We start from the raw sequence: 17,944 nt of genomic DNA, 5'->3' as shown, positions 1-17,944 counted from the left end.
TTAATGAGAAACCGACTTCTTTTTTGTTATCATTTTCTTTACATATAGCTTTTCTATCTCGATATACAACTGTACTAATTGAATATACGAATGGTAATTACTCGGTTTCTTTATAATAAATGAATATCGCTCCATAAAATTAACAGGTTGTACTTCCAATTTATTCGTATTTACTTGCATCTCATTCAAACTATGAACAGGCTGCTCATTTAACCAATATATAACAGATAGAAAGTGCGCTGCAAAAAGAATCATCGGACCCTCAGCTTCTTGTTTTTTTCTGTTCCGAAATAGTATAGCAATTTCTTCATGCTTGCTTTTCCATACATTTAACACCGCTGGAATACTTGTTTCAATTTCATTCCACGGCTCATATTGTCTTTCAATATCAAATATAAAGTAAGTATTTTGTATTATTTCTTCAAAAGACTGGTCTGTGTGATACGTAATCGAATTTGCACTCTTTTTAAAAAATGGTACGTACCGAAACTCTTCCGGTATTTCTATAACTCGCTCCATCCTTTATTTCCCCTTCATTCGTTTCTTTCCTTCGCGACATATTTCTAGTAATCGACACTCTTCACATTGTGGTCGCTGCGCCTTACAGTAATAACGTCCAAAGAAAATCATACGGTGGTGTGTAACTCCCCACTCATCCATTGGAATTTTCTTCATCAATGTCTTTTCCACTTCTAACACAGAATCTTTCCATCTACAAATTGCTAACCGTTTACTCACTCTCTCTACATGCGTATCAACAGCAATCGCTGGAATTCCAAATGCTACCGAAACAACTACATTCGCTGTCTTTCTCCCTACTCCTGGTAATTTCGTCAGCTCGTCACGGTCTTCTGGAACTTTCCCGTTATAATCATCTAGTAACATCCGGCACAATTTTTGAATATTTTTCGCCTTATTTCTAAACAATCCAATGGAACGTATATCTTGTTGTAATTCTTCTAAAGACACACTTAAATAATCTTCTGGTGTTTTATATTTTTGAAATAAGTTTTTCGTCACTTTATTCACAAGTGCATCTGTGCATTGTGCAGATAATGCCACTGCGATTACAAGTTCAAATGGATTATCATGAATTAATTCACAATGCGCTTCTGGATACATATCCGCCATTGTATCTAAACAATAACGAATTTGCGTTTTGTTCAACATATCTTTCCTCCTACACTACTGCTCCAACCAATTATAAAAAGGCACTTTCCCAGTAAATTTCGTCTCTTGTTTTGTCGTTTGTTGTGTGCGTTGTTGATTCGCTCTAAATTTCTGGCCTTGATTTTGCGCTTGATCTACCGTTTTAATTCCGTTCTTTTTCCACTCAAACAAAATACGATCAATATACCGGAAATTAAGTTTACCACTCATAACAGCTTCACGAAGAGCCGCTTGAATTAAATTCGGATGGTGTTGATCTTGATCTTCCCACATCCCTAATGTTTCACATTCAAATGGCGAAAGTGGTCTTCCGAATTCTTTTTCAAATACTGTATATAAATTTACTTGAATTTGTTTTTGTTCTTTTTGCTCTTCCTCTATAGATTCATTCATTAAAAAGTGCAATATTTTTTCCCACAGTGGTTGTAAAGAATAACTTTCACACATCATCGCTTCAGATCTTCGTCCACCTTCTAGTGCTAAAAAACCTTTTTGGATTAAGGTCTGAATCACTTCCATGCATTTCATTTCTGTTATCGTCATCCGTTCTGAAATCTCTGAAGGAGTCGGGAACGAATTACCTGATTCTAAAAATGTGTGTACATGAAGTACTACCATAAATTCCGTCTCATTTAAACCTAGCTTTTTATAATGCATCATAAGCAATTTAGGAATCGCTATGCTTCCCTGTTCAAACCATTGTAACATCATTTTCTTTTTCATCACCAAACACCTCGCTTTCTAGTATAACACACCTTTAGCCATTTCTTTTTACCACAATTCGTCAAAAAAACCTCCCTATATATAGAGAGGTTTCTTGCCATTTACTACAAAAACAGAAGATTACGCCTGTACTTTGCTTTTCATGAACGTATGAATTCGTTCTAATGCTTTCTCTACTTGCTCAAGAGATGTCGCATACGATAATCGAACGTTATTTGGTGCACCAAATCCTGTACCTGGAACAAGTGCCACCTTTTCTTCTTCTAATAATGCTTTTGCCCACTCATCAACTGTATCATACCCAGCTAATGCTACGGCTTCTTTTACATTTGGGAACAAGTAAAAAGCACCTTGTGGCTTAATGCAAGTAAAACCAGGAATTTGAATTAATTTATCATAAATAATGTTCAATCTTTCTTCAAACGCTTGACGCATTATTTCTACAGGTTCTTGTGAGCCTGCATACGCAGCAATTGCACCGTATTGAGCAATTGAAGTAGGGTTTGACGTACTATGACTCGCTAAGTTCGTCATCGCTTTAATAAGCTGCTTATTTCCTGCTGCATATCCAATACGCCAACCTGTCATAGAATGTGATTTAGATACACCATTAATAATAAGTGTTTGTTCTTTTAATGCATTAGAAAGCTGGGCAATTGAAGTATATTCCGCGTCACCATAAATTAATTTTTCATAAATCTCATCTGAAACGATTAAGATATCATGCTCTAAACATACTTCTCCAAGCTGTTGTAATTCTTCTTTGCTGTAAATCATCCCTGTTGGATTGCTCGGTGAATTAATAATAACTGCTTTCGTTTTCTCTGTAATTGCCTCACGCAGCTGCTTTGCTGTAATTTTGTACTCATTGCCTTCTAGACCTTCTACATAAACTGGCTTACCACCAGCAAGCTTTACTTGCTCAGGATAACTTACCCAATAAGGAGTTGGGATGATAACTTCATCTCCTTCATCAAGTAACACTTGGAATAATGTATATAATGCATGCTTTGCACCATTACATACAATAATTTCAGATGGATCATACGCAATACCTTGATCGCGAGTAAATTTCTTCACAATTTCTTGTTTTAACGATTGTAATCCACCTGTTGGTGTATACTTCGTATGTCCTTCTAACATCGCTTTATGTGCAGCATCCATAATATGCTCTGGTGTATTAAAGTCAGGTTCCCCTGCCCCTAATGCAATTACATCATGACCTTCCGCTTTTAATGCTTGTGCCTTTGCTGTAATTTCTAAAGTTGAAGACGGTGTTAAAGCAGCTACTCGCTTTGCTAATTTCATTTGTAGTTCCCCCTACATCTATTTTTCAATGCTATATCGTCTTAAAAATTTTCCATCTTTAAATTCAAGATAGTAATAACTATAACGATTGTCATCATCAATATATGTAACTTCCCATAGTGGTACATCATTTTCAAAGCCTAATTTCACTTTCATAATCTCTTTCGGCTTACTTTTTGGTTCCTTACTTTCATTGCCGACTTGTTCTAGTGTTCTTTGTATAGCCTCTTTTTCAGAAATACCTTCGCTCTTTTTCCTTACTACAGTATCCCTTTTTTTCTCAGGCACCCAAACGATAAGTTGTTCTCCCTTTTCATCTGTACCTTGCACGACTATATATGCAGATTTTCCGTTGTAATAATCAACAGATTTCACCTTTGTAAGCTTTGCTTTTTCTTTAGCAATTTCTACAAATTTCGACTCTTTTGGAATTTTCTGTCCCATCGCTTTATTATAAACATACGCCCCATATATTCCGCTAGCAACGATAACGATAATGATTGCAAAGATCCACTTTTTCATTGTATCACTACGTTCTGTAAATCGTAAATACAGCTATTTCTTTATCTTTTTCGTCTAATGCTAGTCCGAACATGAGGTCCTGCTCTTTTAACGTACGATTCAAACTATCAACAATTTTATACAAATCAGACGAATATTTAATACGCGTCGTTGATAGTACTTCGATTTTCTTCTCCATGAAAAAACTCCTCCGTTACACAAAAATTTCTAATTATAGAAGAACGCAATGCGGTTACAATAAGAGTACATTCTTTACAACCCCTGCTTCATCACCCATCTATTATAGCAGGACATGTACAGCAAAAAAAGGTTTCAAGTCGAAAACCAATACATTTTGTATACAAGAAGTAAGAAAAATAAAATTCCTCCTACCCACATTTTTTACGCCTGAAGTTTAAATGTACTTCAGGCGTATTTTTCTTCCAATTTTATTTATTTGGTCGTTCCTTTAATTGCTCTAACAATTCTTCTAACGGTCCTTCATAGAGCGGAACCGTTGGGATTGATTGTAAAAACCGTTTTCCATAGGAAGAACTTGTCAAACGACGATCTAATACAAATACCGTTCCTGTATCTGTATTTGTTCTAATAAGACGACCAAATCCTTGTTTGAAACGTAATATCGCTTGCGGGAGCGCTAACTTAGCGAATACGTCTTCTCCTTGATTTTTTAGCCACTCTCCTTTCGCTTCCATCATCGGTTGATGAGGAGGCGTAAAGGGAAGACGAACAATGACAAGGCAACTCAAAGCATCTCCAGGTATATCTATCCCTTCCCAAAAACTACTTGTTCCTAACAAAATCGATTTGTCGAACTCTTGAAATTTACGTATGAGGCGACTTCGGCTCTTATTATTCACACTTTGTGTTAATAATAAATATCCTTCTAATGCATCATCACTTTTCAAATTCGTATACGCTTCTTTCAACATTTCATACGAAGTAAATAAAACGAGCATTCTACCTTTTGTAGCTTTCGCTATTTTCGCAATATGTGCCGATACAGACTCAATATATTCCTCATTACTTGCTTGCTTAATAAAAGGCACATCCGTTGAAACCATTAATTTCATTTGTTCTTCAAAACGAAATGGTGATGGAACCTTTAATATATTGGGCGCAAAATCATGCAAACCTAGCTCCTCTTTTATATAGTCGAATGAATCACTAACTGTTAACGTTGCTGATGTGAAAATAACACTCTTTTTTTCTGTTAAAAATTCATCAGCAAATCTTTCACTAATATGAACAGGCTGTGCATATAAAACTGTTGAATGAATCGTTCCCTTCGTCTCAGTCTCCATCCATGTCACGTATGAATTTTTTTCTAAAATGAGTAATTGTAAAGATTGTACCATCTTTCTCAACAACTCAATTAAGTGCATAAATTCCCCTGTAACAACATGCATCTCCCATTCTAATTTACTTTGCAATATATCAGCTTGCTTCTCAAGTGTAGTCACTAATTTTCTTACATCATATACAAAACGATTTGTTAACTCGGTAATGCTATCCCATAACTTACCGTTCTCTACTTCCGTGTTATATCGATAAATGAGCGGCATATTGCTCATCCCTTGTTCCTGCTTTGTTTGTTTAAATATGAAAGCACGTAACATTTGGAATAGTTCATCCGCATCAAATTTCAATTCCTTCAAACCATGACTCACCATACGGAAAGTCGAACGAGAGGCTTGCTCTGATTTTTTCATCATTTTATATACTTTAGAAAGCACATCATCTGTTTCTAGCGTACCAAGACGAGATAAAGCTAATTGAAAATACATACATGAGAACTGTTCACCAAATGTTCTACTCGCCGCTTCCTCGATATGATGAGCTTCATCAAAAATAATATGTTCACATGAAGCAAACAGTGGTTCTTCACTTGAAAAATCTTGAAATAATAACGCATGATTTGTAATAACAATATCTGCAAACAATGCTTTATTCTTCGCTCGTTGATAAAAACAACGACTAAACCAGTTACTTTGCATCCCGCCCGGACTATATGCATCACTACAAATACGGTTCCAAAGTAACTTTCCGCCCTCAGGAATATTTAATTCATCACGATCGCCGGTTTCCGTTTGCAATAACCACACTAAAATTTTTGCCTTTGTGAGCGCCATATCATAATTTTTCTCTTCCTCTTGCAGAGCATATTCAAATTTATGTAGACACAGATAATGCTTTCTTCCTTTCAGAAGAGCTACTTCAAATGAAAATGGCATTATTTTCTTTAATAAAGGAATTTCTTTTTCTAGTATTTGTTGTTGCAATTGTACAGTTTGTGTACTTATAATGACAGGTTCTTCTTTTTTCTTTGCAAAATAAATACTTGGAAGTAAATATGCAAGCGTCTTCCCCGTACCTGTTCCTGCTTCAATCAGTGAAAACCTAGAATCTCTTAGCGCTGTATATATTTCCTTCATCATAATCTGTTGGCTTTCTCTTTTTTCAAACTTTGGCATATTCAATTCAAGTTTATCCATTGTCTTATGTAAGAAAGCATCAAATTTAGATGAGCATGTTTCACTGAGGCTTAAAGAATAGTTCCGCTTTCGAAGCGCAATATTTCGATACACTTCATACTCCTCTGCCCTTTCTTTACCATGCATCATTTTCTTTAAAATATTTTCAGAAAGTACATCAGCTATATCACTTTGGAAAACATCACTTAATTCATAAAGCGATTGTAATGTGACAAGTGGTAACTTTTCAATTTCACTTAAAAATTGTAAAAACAACTCCGCTGTTGCAAGAGCATCACTATCCGCACGATGTGGTTGATCGTGCTCTAGTTCATGTTGCTTAGCTAAATCACGTAATTTATAACTATCAGCTGTCGGCAAAAGAATTTGCGCCAATTCAACTGTATCGATTTTAGGACAATGTACTTCTGTATATCCAGCCTGCCTTAATTCTTCATTTAAAAAATTCCAATCAAAGTGAACGTTATGTGCAACAAAAGCCGCACCTTGTAATAGCTCAACAATCATCGGGGCTACATCTCGAAATAACGGGGCTTGTTTTACAAGATCTTCATCAATCCCAGTTAATTCTGTAATAAATAGGGGAATCTCTCTCTTCGGATTAATAAAAGATGAAAAAATCTCTAATATCTCTCCATCTTCCACTACAACAGCTGCAATTTGGGTGATTTTATCCTTCCCATCCTTCCAGGAGTTCCCTGTCGTCTCTAAATCAACAACGACATAACGCTTACTCATATATGTAACACCTCAATTTCTTACCTATCAAACACAAAAATTATATAATGTTACTATACCACGTTTTACCTCATCTTAATGAAAAGATGCACAAAAAAGCTATCTCCTTAATTAGAGATAGCCTTCCTACTTATAATATCGTGCCAGCTTTTTCAGCACCTAACATTTCAATAATTTGATTATCATCGTCTAATACTGCAATTTTCGGCTCTTGTTTATGAATATTTTCTTCTGCCACTAAACCATAACAAATAATAATAACTTTATCACCCGGTTGTACAAGTCTTGCAGCTGCACCATTTAAACACACAACACCGCTACCGCGCTCTCCTTTAATAACATATGTCTCTAAGCGAGCTCCATTGTTGTTATTTACAATTTGTACTTTTTCATTTTCTACAATATTTACCGCATCCATTAAATCTTCATCAATTGTAATACTACCTACATAATTTAAATTTGCTTCTGTTACAGTTGCGCGATGTAACTTCGCTCTCATCATTGTGCGAAACATAGATGCTCCCCCTTATTTCCCCATTAATGTTATATTGTCAATTAATCGTACATGTTCAAACTTAACTGCAATCGCTAAAATGATTCTTCCTTCAATTTTATCTATTGCTTTTAATGAAGGATATGCATATAAATCAGCATAATCTACAGTGCCTTTCGTATACTTCTCAATATGCTCTTTCACAAGATCCATAATGATTTCTGGATTACGTTCGCCTGCCTCAATTCGTTCTTTCGCTATACATAGACTGCGGTATAAATGAGGAGCCTCTTCGCGTTCTTCTAGTGATAAATACACATTACGAGAACTTTTCGCTAAACCATCTTCTTCCCTTACAATATCAACTGGTACGATCGTAACTGGAATATTAAAATCCGTTACGAATCCTTCAATTACAGCTACTTGCTGTGCATCTTTCATACCAAAATAAGCACGCGTTGGCAATGTAATATTAAATAGTTTCATTAGTACAGTCGCAACACCAGCGAAATGACCCGGTCTTTGTTTACCACATAATACGTCGGTACGCTTCACAACTTCTACTGTTGTCGTTTGTTCTGCTGGATACATCTCTTCTACACTCGGATAAAATAAATAATCAACACCATTTTCTTTTGCTACATTTTCATCTCTATCAATATCACGTGGGTATCGATCTAAATCTTCATTTGGTCCAAATTGTAGTGGATTTACAAATACACTTAACACTACAATTTCATTTTCTTCCCTTGCCTTACGTAGTAACGTAGCATGCCCTTCGTGTAAATACCCCATCGTTGGAACAAAACCGATACTTTTTCCACTTGTACGAAGTTCGTTTGTAATTTGCTGCATCTCTTGCACTGTAGTTATGATTTTCATTATTGTTTTCCTCCGTATAACGCTAAGCACTCTTCCTCTTTCATTGTGAATGAATGTTTTTCTTCAGGAAATTGCCCTGTCTTTACTTCAGTAACGTATTGCGAAATCCCTCGCACAATCTCCTCTTGAACAGACGTATATTGCTTCACAAATTTCGGAACACGATTTACGCCGTACGAGATAAGATCATGATATACAAGAACTTGCCCATCTACTTTTTGTCCTGCTCCAATTCCGATTGTAGGAATTGTTAACTGCTCTGAAATAAGTTCTGCTAATTGCATTGGCACGCACTCTAACACAAGTGCTATCGCACCAGCTTCCTCACATTTCTTTGCATCTTCTATTAATTTTTTTGCACTTTCAGCATCTTTCCCTTGTACTTTATACCCACCTAGCACTCCTACAGATTGAGGAGTTAAACCTAAATGCGCCACAACGGGAATTCCCGCATTCGTTAAGTAGTGAATAGTTGATATAACTTCTCCAGCACCTTCTACCTTTAATGCATGTGCCCCGCTCTCTTGAACAATGCGACGTGCATTAACCATCGTATCTTGCAATGAGACATGATAAGACATAAATGGCATATCAGTTACAATAAACGTCTCTTTCGCTCCGCGGCGTACAGCTTTCGTATGATGAATCATATCCTCTACTGTTACTGGAACTGTTGAATCATACCCAAGTACAACCATTCCTAGAGAATCACCCACTAAAATCATATCGACTTTAGCTTCTTCTGCTAATTTAGCAGATGGATAATCATACGCCGTTAGCATTGTAATCGGCTCACCTTGCTCTTTCATTTTCAAAAAATCTGTTTTTGTTTTCAAAAACTACTCCTCCTTTATGCAGGAGAGAGGAGATGGCCGAAATCATATAAAAAACCCCTCTGGCCATAAAAGGGCAGAAGGGTTGTGTGTTAGTCGGCATTATTCATCCCTCTGTCCCAGTCCGTTATTGGATCAAGGCAGAATCCAAATTATTATTTTTTCATACTGCGTAAAATAATGGTGCAGTTCGCTTTGATACTGCCCATATTCGAATCAATTATAGCAAACTCTGAAAAGGAATTGCTACATTTTTTCGAAAAAATAATTTTCTATCCCTATTACGGTATGTGAAATTTATTAGTATCTAAATGACAAAAAGAAGCTCCAAAATAGGAACTTCTTTTACTTAATTTCTATATCAGCAGAATGAATGTGGTGCACTTGTCCTTGATGATCCTCAAGTAACAATACACCATCCTCCGTAATCCCTTTTGCTAGCCCATTAATAGTTTCCTTCATCGTTCGAGCTGTAATTTCTTTTCCGATACTTACTGCGTAACTTTCCCAAAGAATTTTAATAACAGAGAAGCCATTTTTTAAATACTCTTCATACAATTTCTCTAGTTGCAAGAAAATTTGTTGCATAAGTTCCGCACGAACAATCGGCTTACCCGATTCAATTGCTAATGAAGTTGCAATTTGCTGAATTTCCTCATCAAAATGTTCTTGTTTCTGATTTGCATTAATGCCAATTCCCATAATAACAGCATTAATTTTATCTGGATCAGCTTGCATCTCCGTTAATATACCGACAGCTTTTTTACCTTGAATTAAAATATCATTTGGCCATTTAATCCCTACGTTTACACCGGTACATTTTTCAATGGCTTGCGCTACGCTAACAGCTGCTAATAAAGTAAGCTGTGGTGCATGATGAACTGGAATAGATGGACGCAAAATAATACTCATCCAAATTCCTGTTCCTTTTGGAGAATACCATTTTCTACTTAAACGTCCTCTACCTGCTGTTTGTTCTTCAGCAACGACAATTGTTCCCTCTTCTGCGCCTTCATAAGCAAGTCTTGCTGCAATATGCTGAGTAGATTCAACCGATTCTTCAAAATAAACCGTTCTACCGATACGCTCTGTTTGTAATCCTAATTGAATCTCATTAGCAGTTACTTTATCTGGTTTACTAGCAATTCGATACCCTAAGCGGCGTACAGCTTCTAGTTCATACCCTTCATTACGAAGATCCTCCATATGCTTCCATACAGCGGTTCTCGAACAGCCAAGTTTGTCACTAAGTGTTTGACCAGATACAAATACACCATCTGCTTCAGAAAAAACTTGTAATAACTGCTTTCTTATAGTAGATTGCATCTTTGTAGCCACTCCCTTATATTCTCTTTCTTATTAACTACATCTCCTTGTACGATTGCTTTTTCAATATTTTGAAGCATTTCGGCAACCCACGGACCTGGCTTTTTATCTGCCCAGCTTAATAAATCATTACCAGTCACATTCATTTCTTGACGATTTTTTATCGGCAATGCATGAAATAATGTTTGTACTTGCTTAACAGACGCACTATTATAACTTTCTATTATCGCTTCATATACTCTTTCCGCCATCTCAGCGACGCGAATTCCAGTTTTATAAAGAAGGATTGTATCCCACTCCTTCTCCTTTCTAGAACGAATTGCTAATAAAACCGCTACGATATCTTTAATCTTTTTATTCGAGAACTTCCATTGACGTAAAAAGACAGATGGATGCTCTTCTCCGATACAATATAAGAAAAATGCCCACGCCTCAACGTCTGTTTCAAAAGAATCCCATTTATACTCCGTAGCTTTCAAGAGTCTTTCTTCTGACATTTGTAAATATGGCAGATGAGAAAATAGCTTCGTTTCTACCAAATCTTGAAGACCATTCACACAATATGTACCAGTCAACAATTTTTCAAATTCAACTGTAATTCTTTCAATCGCTATATGTTCGAGCAAATGCCCATACGTTTCAATTGCTTGTTTCGTCTTTATTTCCAAAGAGAAACCTAACGTACTTACGAACCGAACACCACGCATCATTCGCAGTGCATCTTCTTGAAAACGGTCTGCAGCATCTCCAACCGTTGTAATTTCTTTCAGACGAATCGCTTCTTGCCCAGCAAATAAATCAATCATTTCGCCTTCCTCTGTCATTGCAATTGCATTCATCGTGAAATCACGTCGTTTTAAATCCTCTTCTAATGAACGGACAAATTGAACACTACTAGGTCTCCGAAAATCTTCATATTCGCTTTCTGTTCGAAAAGTAGTTACCTCATACGGTTCACCATTTTCTACAACAATTACAGTTCCATGCTCAAGACCAACCGGAACATGCCTTGGGAAAATAGCCATTACTTCTTCTGGTAAAGCAGATGTTGCGATATCGATATCTCCAATCGGTCTATCGATAATAAGATCGCGTACACTTCCACCAACGAAGTAAGCCTCATGTCCGTGCTGTTTTAATATCTCAATAATTGAACTAGCTTTTTTAAATCTTTCCATTCTTGTCATCCCTTAGTATGTCATAATAAATCGCCTCATACTGTGAAACGATTTTTTCCGAACGAAACTGCTCATATACAGATTTCATCGCTCGCTCTCCCATATTACGGTGAAGTTCTTCATTTTCTAGTAGTTGAATTGCTTGCTTAGCTATTCCGTCTGTATCTCCAACTTCACATATATATCCTGTTTCACCATGTTGAATGACCTCTGGAATGCCCCCAACCCTCGTTCCGATACTAGGCACACCACACGCCATCGCTTCTAATATAACGAGACCAAAACTTTCCTTTTCTGATAAAAGTAGCATTAAATCACTCATCGCAAGAAGCTCGGCAACATTATCTTGCTTTCCTAGGAATAAGACACGTTCCTCAATATGTAAACTTTTCACCAATTGTAAAATAGTACAGAACTCTGGTCCATCACCAACAAGAAGCAATTTCGCATCTACTTCCTTTACAATTTTGGCAAATGACTGCACAACATCCTGTACACGCTTAACCTTTCGGAAATTTGAAATATGAATCAAAACTTTTTCATTTTCTCGTATACCATATTCTTTTTTTAATTGAGACATATCACGTTTGAAATAAACACGTTCATCTACAAAATTGTATACCGTCTCAATTTCTTTATCTGGTTTTACAAGTTCATTCGTTTCTTCAATTAACGAATGTGACACAGCTGTAACAACATCAGATTGTTCAATACCAAAGCGAATTAAATTATTTAACGAAGGGTCGGAACCTAACACAGTAATATCCGTTCCATGTAAGGTTGTAACAATTTTAATACGCTCCCCAATCATTTGTTTTGCTAAATATGCACAAATAGCATGAGGGATTGCATAATGCACATGTAAAATATCAAGGTTTTCTCTTTGAGCAACCTCTGCCATTTTACTCGCTAATGCTAAATCGTAAGGTGGATATTGAAAAACAGAATATTGATTTACTGTTACTTCGTGAAAATAAATGTTCGGGTACACTTTATTCAACCGAAATGGTACACCCGATGTAATAAAATGAATTTCATGCCCGCGTTCCGCCAATTGCTTTCCTAACTCTGTCCCAACAACCCCAGAACCACCTACAGAAGGGTAACATGTAATACCTATTTTCAATTTCATTTACATCCCCCTATTAAATCAGCATGTAATAAAACCGGTTTCTTACTCATAAATCCTTCGGCATACAGCACTCCAACTTCTTTCCCAAACATCTTCTCCCGAGCGATTACAGTTTCAACGTATCCTTCGGTTAATGGCGTCTTAACACCATCACTCCCTGTTGAAAACTGACTTTCATACGCCTCTAATGCTTCCACCTTTTTAGAAAGGTATTCACTAATATCTATACAAAAATTCGGTTTATGAAAACCATTAATCATATAATTATAAAAAGACTCTACACGGTGCGGCGGAAGTTCAGGCATATATTTACGAATTCCCGCTGAAAAGATAGCTTCTTCCACAAGTTTCGCGCAATTAGCATGGTCTGGATGACGATCTTCGTAATATGGTGCGAAAATTAGCGTTGGTTTATATGTACGAATAACCTTTACAATTTCACGTATATATTCTTCTTTCATATACAAACCACGGTCTGGCATTGCTAAATTAATTCTCGTTCTTACTCCCATAATACGAGCTGCCGCCTTTGCTTCTTCTTTTCTTAGTTCTATCGTTCCATTTGAAGAAAGATTAGCTTCTGTTAAATCGCAAATGCCTACTTCATATCCTTGCTTTGTATACTTTGCAATGGTACCTGCCATGCCGATTTCCACATCATCGGCATGAGCACCAAACGCTAATATATGTAATCCACTCATAATTGCTCCCCTCATTTTCTTAACTTTCGGTAATCTAAATCTCCCCGCTCTAATGCATGCATTAACATTTCAGCACTTGCCATATTCGTTGCTAATGGGATAGCGTATACATCACATAAACGAAGTAACGCATTGACATCTGGTTCATGCGGCTGGGCTGTTAGTGGATCCCGGAAAAAAATCACCATATCCATCTCATTTTTTGCAATCATTGCACCAATTTCTTGATCGCCACCAAGAGGACCAGATTGATATCTTGTTACAACTAAACCAGTTGCCTCCATAATACGAAGTCCTGTCGTTCCTGTTGCAAAAAGTTCATGTTTTTCAAAAATCGGTTTATATGCGTACGCGAACGAAACCATATCATCTTTCTTTTTGTCATGTGCGATTAAGGCAATTTTCATCCGTTGTCTCCCCTTTAGTCGATAATATTTTCTAAACCGTACACAAGATGATCAAGGTTCATTACTGTTTCAATTGATAGTTTTACACCTGACATGAATGATGCACGGTTGAATGAATCATGACGAACTGTTAACATTTGTCCATCTCCGCCGAACATTACTTCTTGGTGTGCAATAAGCCCTGGTAGACGTACGCTATGAATGTGAATACCGTCTACATTTGCACCACGTGCCCCTTCTAATTGTTCTGTTTCATTAGGGTGTCCTTGCTCTTTTGGTTCACGATTTTGACGGATTAATTCTACTGTTTTTACAGCTGTACCAGATGGTGCATCTAACTTTTGATCGTGATGCAATTCAATTACTTCAACATCTTGGAAGTACTTCGCTGCCATTTGAGAGAACTTCATCATAAGTACTGCACCAATCGCAAAGTTTGGAGCAATGATTGTTCCCACTTCTTTTTCTTTCGCAGTTTCCGTTAAATGTTTAAGCTCTTCTTCTGTAAATCCAGTCGTACCAATAACAGATCGAAGTCCACGTTCAACTGCAAGTGTCACATGTTTCTTTCCAATTTCTGGTGTTGTTAAATCTAACAATACATCTGCTTCTACTTCATCTAAACAAGTATGTAAATCCGCGTAAATAGGTGCATCTAACGCTGGCATTCCCGGTAAATCAGAAATTTTTTCTCCGCCATGCTTATAATCAATTGCTGCTACTAAATTGAAATGCGCTGTTCTTTCCATAAGAAGGACTGCTTCATGTCCCATGCGTCCTCGTGGTCCAGCGATAATTACTTTAATTTCTTTCATGCGTCTTTCTCTCCCTCATCAATACGTGTCCAGCGATCTTTATCACGTGTATTAAATTTCTTCATTACAATGTTATGCGCTGTTTCTAAATCAATATTTAAACTATTTGCCATACAAATCATAACAAATAACACATCTCCAAGCTCTTCCTCAATACTTTGTTCTTTCTCGGTCGTTTTCTTCGGTTTCTCACCATAATAATGATTAACCTCTCTCGCAAGCTCTCCCATTTCTTCAGTTAAACGGGCCATCATTGCAAGCGGGCTAAAATAACCTTCTTTAAATTGACCGATATATGCATCTACTTCCTTCTGCATATCTTTCATCGTTTTTACTTCCATACTAGTCACCTCTATTCCTTCCTCTTTCATGTTAGCCAATTCATCGCGATTTGACAAATATTATTCTCTCATATCACTATTTACGACTCTTTTTGGGATAGACTATAATAAAGTGAAACTTCTTTTGCGTGATTTTTGCAAAAGATTAGTTGAACCAATCGGGCTCTTACGGCTGGTTTGCGCTTTCTTCTCTGCTTTACCCCTACCAGCCGTTTGAGCGGGGTAAAGTGAAACTTTCTTTTGCATGATTTTTGCAAAAGATTAGTTGAACCAATCGGTTCCCTATGGCTGGTTCGTCCTTTTCTCCTTTGCTTTTCCCTCTACCAGCCGTTGGGACGGGGTAAAGTGAAACTTTCTTTTATGCGATTTTCACAAAAAATCAGCCTGAACTAATTAAGCTCTTATACCATTCTCTATTTTTACTAGCAACTAGAAATTACTTTTTATTATGTTTTATCGTTTAAGAAGACCAATGCAATCATTACATAATTAGGGGGATTTCTAAATGACATCAAATTTGAAGATTCGAAATATCATTTTTATTTTAATCGGTTCCGCTATTTTTTCTTTCGGTATTGTGAATATCAATATTGAAAACCATCTTGCAGAGGGTGGATTTACCGGCATTACGCTATTATTATATTTTAAATTTTCACTTGATCCTTCCTATACAAACTTAATTTTAAACGTTCCTCTATTTTTCATTGGCTGGAAATTACTCGGCCGAACAACATTTTTATACACATTAATCGGTACATTTAGCGTCTCTTTATTCCTTTGGGTGTTTCAGCGCTACGAGATTCTCAACTTACATTTAAACTTGCAAAATGATATGACACTGGCTGCTTTATTCGCCGGGGCATTTATCGGTATAGGACTTGGAATTATATTTAAATACGGCGGGACTACTGGCGGTGTTGATATTATCGCAAGGCTAGCTCACAAATATGTTGGCTGGAGTATGGGAAAAACGATGTTTATGTTCGATGCAATCGTTATCATTATCTCTATTCTTACCTATTTATCATACCGTGAAGGTATGTATACGTTAGTTGCTGTTTTTATCGGGGCTAAGGTTATTGATTTCATGCAAGAAGGAGCTTATGCAGCAAAAGGAGCAACTATTATTTCTGATAAAAATGATGAAATTGCTGCAAAAATTTTATCTGAAATGGAGCGCGGAGCAACCTTTTTAAAAGCAGTTGGATCCTATACAAAAGTAGAACGTAATGTACTATATTGTGTTGTTGCTAAAAATGAAATCGTAAAATTAAAAAATATCATTATTTCAGTAGATCCACATGCCTTTGTCGCTGTAAATGATGTACACGATGTTGTTGGTGAAGGATTTACATTAGATGAAAATAAAAAACCACTACATAATTAAATTCAACTAGAAAAGCTCTTTAGCTTTTCTAGTTTTTTATTATAAATCTTTTAAGTTTCTCCAAATCCTCATAAATAAGCTCCAACAAACTCCGATTATAAAAAATAGAAGCTGGATGAAAGGTCGGAAAAATAGAATATTCTTTTTCTGTCCATACAAATTCTGTACCGCAACTATCTTTCAATTGCTGCACCGGTTGTTTTAACAATTCTCCATGAACATCTGTAATTTTATTATTTTTACCGACTAAACGCTGTAATGCAATATTGCCAAGCGTAACGATAACAAGAGGATCTATCTTTTCCAACTCATAATCTAATAAAGGGGCATGAGCAAGTATTTCTCCTTGATTTGGTGTTCTATTATACTTTTTCTGTATTTTTTCGCCATTTCGTTCTTTTTTCTCTCGCCATTTATATGGCCTGCTCCGGACCGCACTCGTAATATATACTTCTTCCCTTGTAACATGAATACGTCCTAAAAACTCCATTAAATGTTTTCCAGCTCTCCCGCTAAATGGAATCCCATTATGAATTTCTGTTTCACCAGGTGCTTCTCCAACGAGCATAAATTTGGGATTTCCAGGGCCTTGTCCACTTAAAAAACCTTCTAATTGGTAAGTAGCACTACGCTCCTTCACTTGTTTAACTAAATAATCTGGATATTCTATGTCTGTCACCTTCTTTCATCATTCCATACTTATCTTTATTTTAATTAGTTCTATACCCCATATTCTCTCTATTATTTCCATTTGTAACATATTATAAGATTCAATCCACAAAACAAAAAAAGACTATCATAATTGATAGTCTTTAATCGTCGCTACGCTGCATACCAGTATAAATTAATACGAGACGTAATAATTCAAATACCGCTACAGCTGCAGCTGCTACATATGTTAATGCTGCCGCATTTAATACTTTACGAGCTTGGCCATATTCATCTGTCGATACGATACCAAGTGCTTCAATTTGTTGCATTGCGCGTTTTGATGCATCAAACTCAACTGGTAATGTAACAAGTTGAAAAATAACACCTGCTGCCATTAAAATAATTCCTAGCAACAATAAACCAGACATTTGTGCAAACACACCAATTAAAACGAAAACCCAAGACATATTCGAGCCAAAATTAGCAACTGGCACTAATGAATGACGAACACGCATGAAGTTATAATCTTTTGCATCTTGAATTGCATGCCCTACTTCGTGTGCTGCTACAGCTGTACCAGCAACTGAATGACCATAATAGTTATCTGTCGATAATCTAACCGTCTTTACACGCGGGTCATAATGATCTGACAAATGACCTGGCGTTTCTTCTACGGCTACATTGTACAATCCATTTTCATCTAAAATTTTCCGAGCAACTTCCGCTCCTGTCATACCTGATGTTGAATAAACTTGTGAATACTTGCTATAGGCACTACGTACTTTTGACTGTGCATACAACGGTATGATCAAAATGATCGCGAAGTAAATTAAATAAAACAT

20 protein-coding genes are annotated in these 17,944 nt (G+C 36.5%); 1 reads left to right on the top strand and 19 read right to left on the bottom strand.

Features of this window, described 5'->3' with window-relative positions; genetic code table 11:
- The 17 genes from KPL75_RS21870 to KPL75_RS21790 form a co-directional block, all read right to left on the bottom strand.
- A complete protein-coding gene (locus KPL75_RS21870; RefSeq protein WP_219917763.1) occupies positions 1–519 on the bottom strand; it encodes a YpoC family protein in 519 nt (172 codons plus the stop codon).
- 3 nt (positions 520–522) lie between these two features.
- Complete coding sequence (nth, locus tag KPL75_RS21865; protein ID WP_000933020.1) at positions 523–1,170, bottom strand: endonuclease III; 648 nt, start codon at positions 1,168–1,170, stop codon at positions 523–525.
- A gap of 15 nt (positions 1,171–1,185) precedes the next feature.
- Positions 1,186–1,893: a DNA replication protein DnaD gene (gene dnaD / locus KPL75_RS21860; RefSeq protein WP_000728546.1), complete on the bottom strand. Its 708-nt coding sequence runs from the start codon at positions 1,891–1,893 to the stop codon at positions 1,186–1,188.
- Positions 1,894–2,013: 120 nt separating this feature from the next.
- Positions 2,014–3,201, bottom strand: a complete 1,188-nt coding sequence (aspB, locus tag KPL75_RS21855) for an aspartate transaminase AspB (RefSeq protein ID WP_219917762.1) — start codon at positions 3,199–3,201, stop codon at positions 2,014–2,016.
- Positions 3,202–3,219: 18 nt separating this feature from the next.
- Positions 3,220–3,723 carry a cell wall elongation regulator TseB-like domain-containing protein gene (locus tag KPL75_RS21850; protein WP_219917761.1) on the bottom strand — a complete coding sequence of 168 codons (504 nt, stop codon included), beginning with the start codon at positions 3,721–3,723 and terminating at the stop codon, positions 3,220–3,222.
- Between the two features lie 7 nt (positions 3,724–3,730).
- The gene (locus KPL75_RS21845) at positions 3,731–3,901 is read right to left on the bottom strand and encodes a YpmA family protein (RefSeq protein ID WP_006924381.1); all 171 of its coding nucleotides are present in this window, start codon (positions 3,899–3,901) and stop codon (positions 3,731–3,733) included.
- A gap of 250 nt (positions 3,902–4,151) precedes the next feature.
- Positions 4,152–6,956, bottom strand: coding sequence for an ATP-dependent DNA helicase DinG (gene dinG / locus KPL75_RS21840; protein WP_219917760.1), 2,805 nt, complete (start codon positions 6,954–6,956; stop codon positions 4,152–4,154).
- 130 nt (positions 6,957–7,086) lie between these two features.
- Positions 7,087–7,470, bottom strand: coding sequence for an aspartate 1-decarboxylase (gene panD / locus KPL75_RS21835; protein ID WP_000490176.1), 384 nt, complete (start codon positions 7,468–7,470; stop codon positions 7,087–7,089).
- A gap of 12 nt (positions 7,471–7,482) precedes the next feature.
- Entirely contained in the window at positions 7,483–8,331 is an 849-nt protein-coding gene (gene panC, locus KPL75_RS21830) for a pantoate--beta-alanine ligase (protein WP_219917759.1), read from the bottom strand.
- On the bottom strand, positions 8,331–9,167 hold the full coding sequence (gene panB / locus KPL75_RS21825; RefSeq protein ID WP_002064539.1) for a 3-methyl-2-oxobutanoate hydroxymethyltransferase: 837 nt from the start codon (positions 9,165–9,167) through the stop codon (positions 8,331–8,333). Before panB ends, panC begins: the two co-directional genes overlap by 1 nt.
- Before the next feature lie 342 nt (positions 9,168–9,509).
- Positions 9,510–10,490 carry a biotin--[acetyl-CoA-carboxylase] ligase gene (locus KPL75_RS21820; RefSeq protein ID WP_219917758.1) on the bottom strand — a complete coding sequence of 327 codons (981 nt, stop codon included), beginning with the start codon at positions 10,488–10,490 and terminating at the stop codon, positions 9,510–9,512.
- Positions 10,475–11,668, bottom strand: a complete 1,194-nt coding sequence (locus tag KPL75_RS21815; protein WP_219917757.1) for a CCA tRNA nucleotidyltransferase — start codon at positions 11,666–11,668, stop codon at positions 10,475–10,477. Before KPL75_RS21815 ends, KPL75_RS21820 begins: the two co-directional genes overlap by 16 nt.
- Positions 11,655–12,800, bottom strand: coding sequence for an N-acetyl-alpha-D-glucosaminyl L-malate synthase BshA (gene bshA, locus KPL75_RS21810; protein WP_002086596.1), 1,146 nt, complete (start codon positions 12,798–12,800; stop codon positions 11,655–11,657). The genes KPL75_RS21815 and bshA overlap by 14 nt, the downstream gene beginning before the upstream one ends.
- Entirely contained in the window at positions 12,797–13,501 is a 705-nt protein-coding gene (bshB1, locus tag KPL75_RS21805; protein WP_219917756.1) for a bacillithiol biosynthesis deacetylase BshB1, read from the bottom strand. Before bshB1 ends, bshA begins: the two co-directional genes overlap by 4 nt.
- Before the next feature lie 11 nt (positions 13,502–13,512).
- Positions 13,513–13,908 carry a methylglyoxal synthase gene (mgsA, locus tag KPL75_RS21800; protein WP_000684753.1) on the bottom strand — a complete coding sequence of 132 codons (396 nt, stop codon included), beginning with the start codon at positions 13,906–13,908 and terminating at the stop codon, positions 13,513–13,515.
- A gap of 14 nt (positions 13,909–13,922) precedes the next feature.
- Positions 13,923–14,723, bottom strand: a complete 801-nt coding sequence (dapB, locus tag KPL75_RS21795; protein WP_219917755.1) for a dihydrodipicolinate reductase — start codon at positions 14,721–14,723, stop codon at positions 13,923–13,925.
- The gene (locus KPL75_RS21790; RefSeq protein ID WP_219921145.1) at positions 14,720–15,064 is read right to left on the bottom strand and encodes a nucleotide pyrophosphohydrolase; all 345 of its coding nucleotides are present in this window, start codon (positions 15,062–15,064) and stop codon (positions 14,720–14,722) included. The genes dapB and KPL75_RS21790 overlap by 4 nt, the downstream gene beginning before the upstream one ends.
- Positions 15,065–15,569: 505 nt before the next feature.
- Here KPL75_RS21790 and KPL75_RS21785 point away from each other — a divergent pair.
- Entirely contained in the window at positions 15,570–16,451 is an 882-nt protein-coding gene (locus tag KPL75_RS21785) for a YitT family protein (RefSeq protein WP_219917754.1), read from the top strand.
- A gap of 28 nt (positions 16,452–16,479) precedes the next feature.
- Here KPL75_RS21785 and KPL75_RS21780 read toward each other — a convergent pair whose 3' ends face one another.
- Both KPL75_RS21780 and KPL75_RS21775 read right to left on the bottom strand, forming a co-directional pair.
- Positions 16,480–17,130, bottom strand: coding sequence for a uracil-DNA glycosylase (locus tag KPL75_RS21780; RefSeq protein ID WP_219917753.1), 651 nt, complete (start codon positions 17,128–17,130; stop codon positions 16,480–16,482).
- 133 nt (positions 17,131–17,263) lie between these two features.
- A complete protein-coding gene (locus tag KPL75_RS21775) occupies positions 17,264–17,944 on the bottom strand; it encodes a zinc metallopeptidase (protein WP_002086606.1) in 681 nt (226 codons plus the stop codon).

The sequence above is a fragment of the Bacillus sp. NP247 genome, assembly GCF_018966865.1.
Lineage (GTDB): Bacteria > Bacillota > Bacilli > Bacillales > Bacillaceae_G > Bacillus_A.
The sequence above is the reverse complement of the archived record's forward strand: the minus strand, read 5'-3'. Positions and strand labels throughout refer to the sequence as shown.

Coding starts and splice junctions, on each gene's coding strand:
- KPL75_RS21815 (WP_219917757.1), bottom strand. CDS start 11,668: ATGGAAAGATTTAAAAAAGCTAGTTCAATTATTGAGATATTAAAACAG.
- mgsA (WP_000684753.1), bottom strand. CDS start 13,908: ATGAAAATTGCCTTAATCGCACATGACAAAAAGAAAGATGATATGGTT.
- dapB (WP_219917755.1), bottom strand. CDS start 14,723: ATGAAAGAAATTAAAGTAATTATCGCTGGACCACGAGGACGCATGGGA.
- KPL75_RS21785 (WP_219917754.1), top strand. CDS start 15,570: ATGACATCAAATTTGAAGATTCGAAATATCATTTTTATTTTAATCGGT.
- KPL75_RS21845 (WP_006924381.1), bottom strand. CDS start 3,901: ATGGAGAAGAAAATCGAAGTACTATCAACGACGCGTATTAAATATTCG.
- KPL75_RS21870 (WP_219917763.1), bottom strand. CDS start 519: ATGGAGCGAGTTATAGAAATACCGGAAGAGTTTCGGTACGTACCATTT.
- bshA (WP_002086596.1), bottom strand. CDS start 12,800: ATGAAATTGAAAATAGGTATTACATGTTACCCTTCTGTAGGTGGTTCT.
- KPL75_RS21775 (WP_002086606.1), bottom strand. CDS start 17,944: ATGTTTTATTTAATTTACTTCGCGATCATTTTGATCATACCGTTGTAT.
- nth (WP_000933020.1), bottom strand. CDS start 1,170: ATGTTGAACAAAACGCAAATTCGTTATTGTTTAGATACAATGGCGGAT.
- KPL75_RS21820 (WP_219917758.1), bottom strand. CDS start 10,490: ATGCAATCTACTATAAGAAAGCAGTTATTACAAGTTTTTTCTGAAGCA.
- KPL75_RS21790 (WP_219921145.1), bottom strand. CDS start 15,064: ATGGAAGTAAAAACGATGAAAGATATGCAGAAGGAAGTAGATGCATAT.
- panD (WP_000490176.1), bottom strand. CDS start 7,470: ATGTTTCGCACAATGATGAGAGCGAAGTTACATCGCGCAACTGTAACA.
- KPL75_RS21850 (WP_219917761.1), bottom strand. CDS start 3,723: ATGAAAAAGTGGATCTTTGCAATCATTATCGTTATCGTTGCTAGCGGA.
- bshB1 (WP_219917756.1), bottom strand. CDS start 13,501: ATGAGTGGATTACATATATTAGCGTTTGGTGCTCATGCCGATGATGTG.
- aspB (WP_219917762.1), bottom strand. CDS start 3,201: ATGAAATTAGCAAAGCGAGTAGCTGCTTTAACACCGTCTTCAACTTTA.
- dinG (WP_219917760.1), bottom strand. CDS start 6,956: ATGAGTAAGCGTTATGTCGTTGTTGATTTAGAGACGACAGGGAACTCC.
- panC (WP_219917759.1), bottom strand. CDS start 8,331: ATGAAAATCATAACTACAGTGCAAGAGATGCAGCAAATTACAAACGAA.
- dnaD (WP_000728546.1), bottom strand. CDS start 1,893: ATGAAAAAGAAAATGATGTTACAATGGTTTGAACAGGGAAGCATAGCG.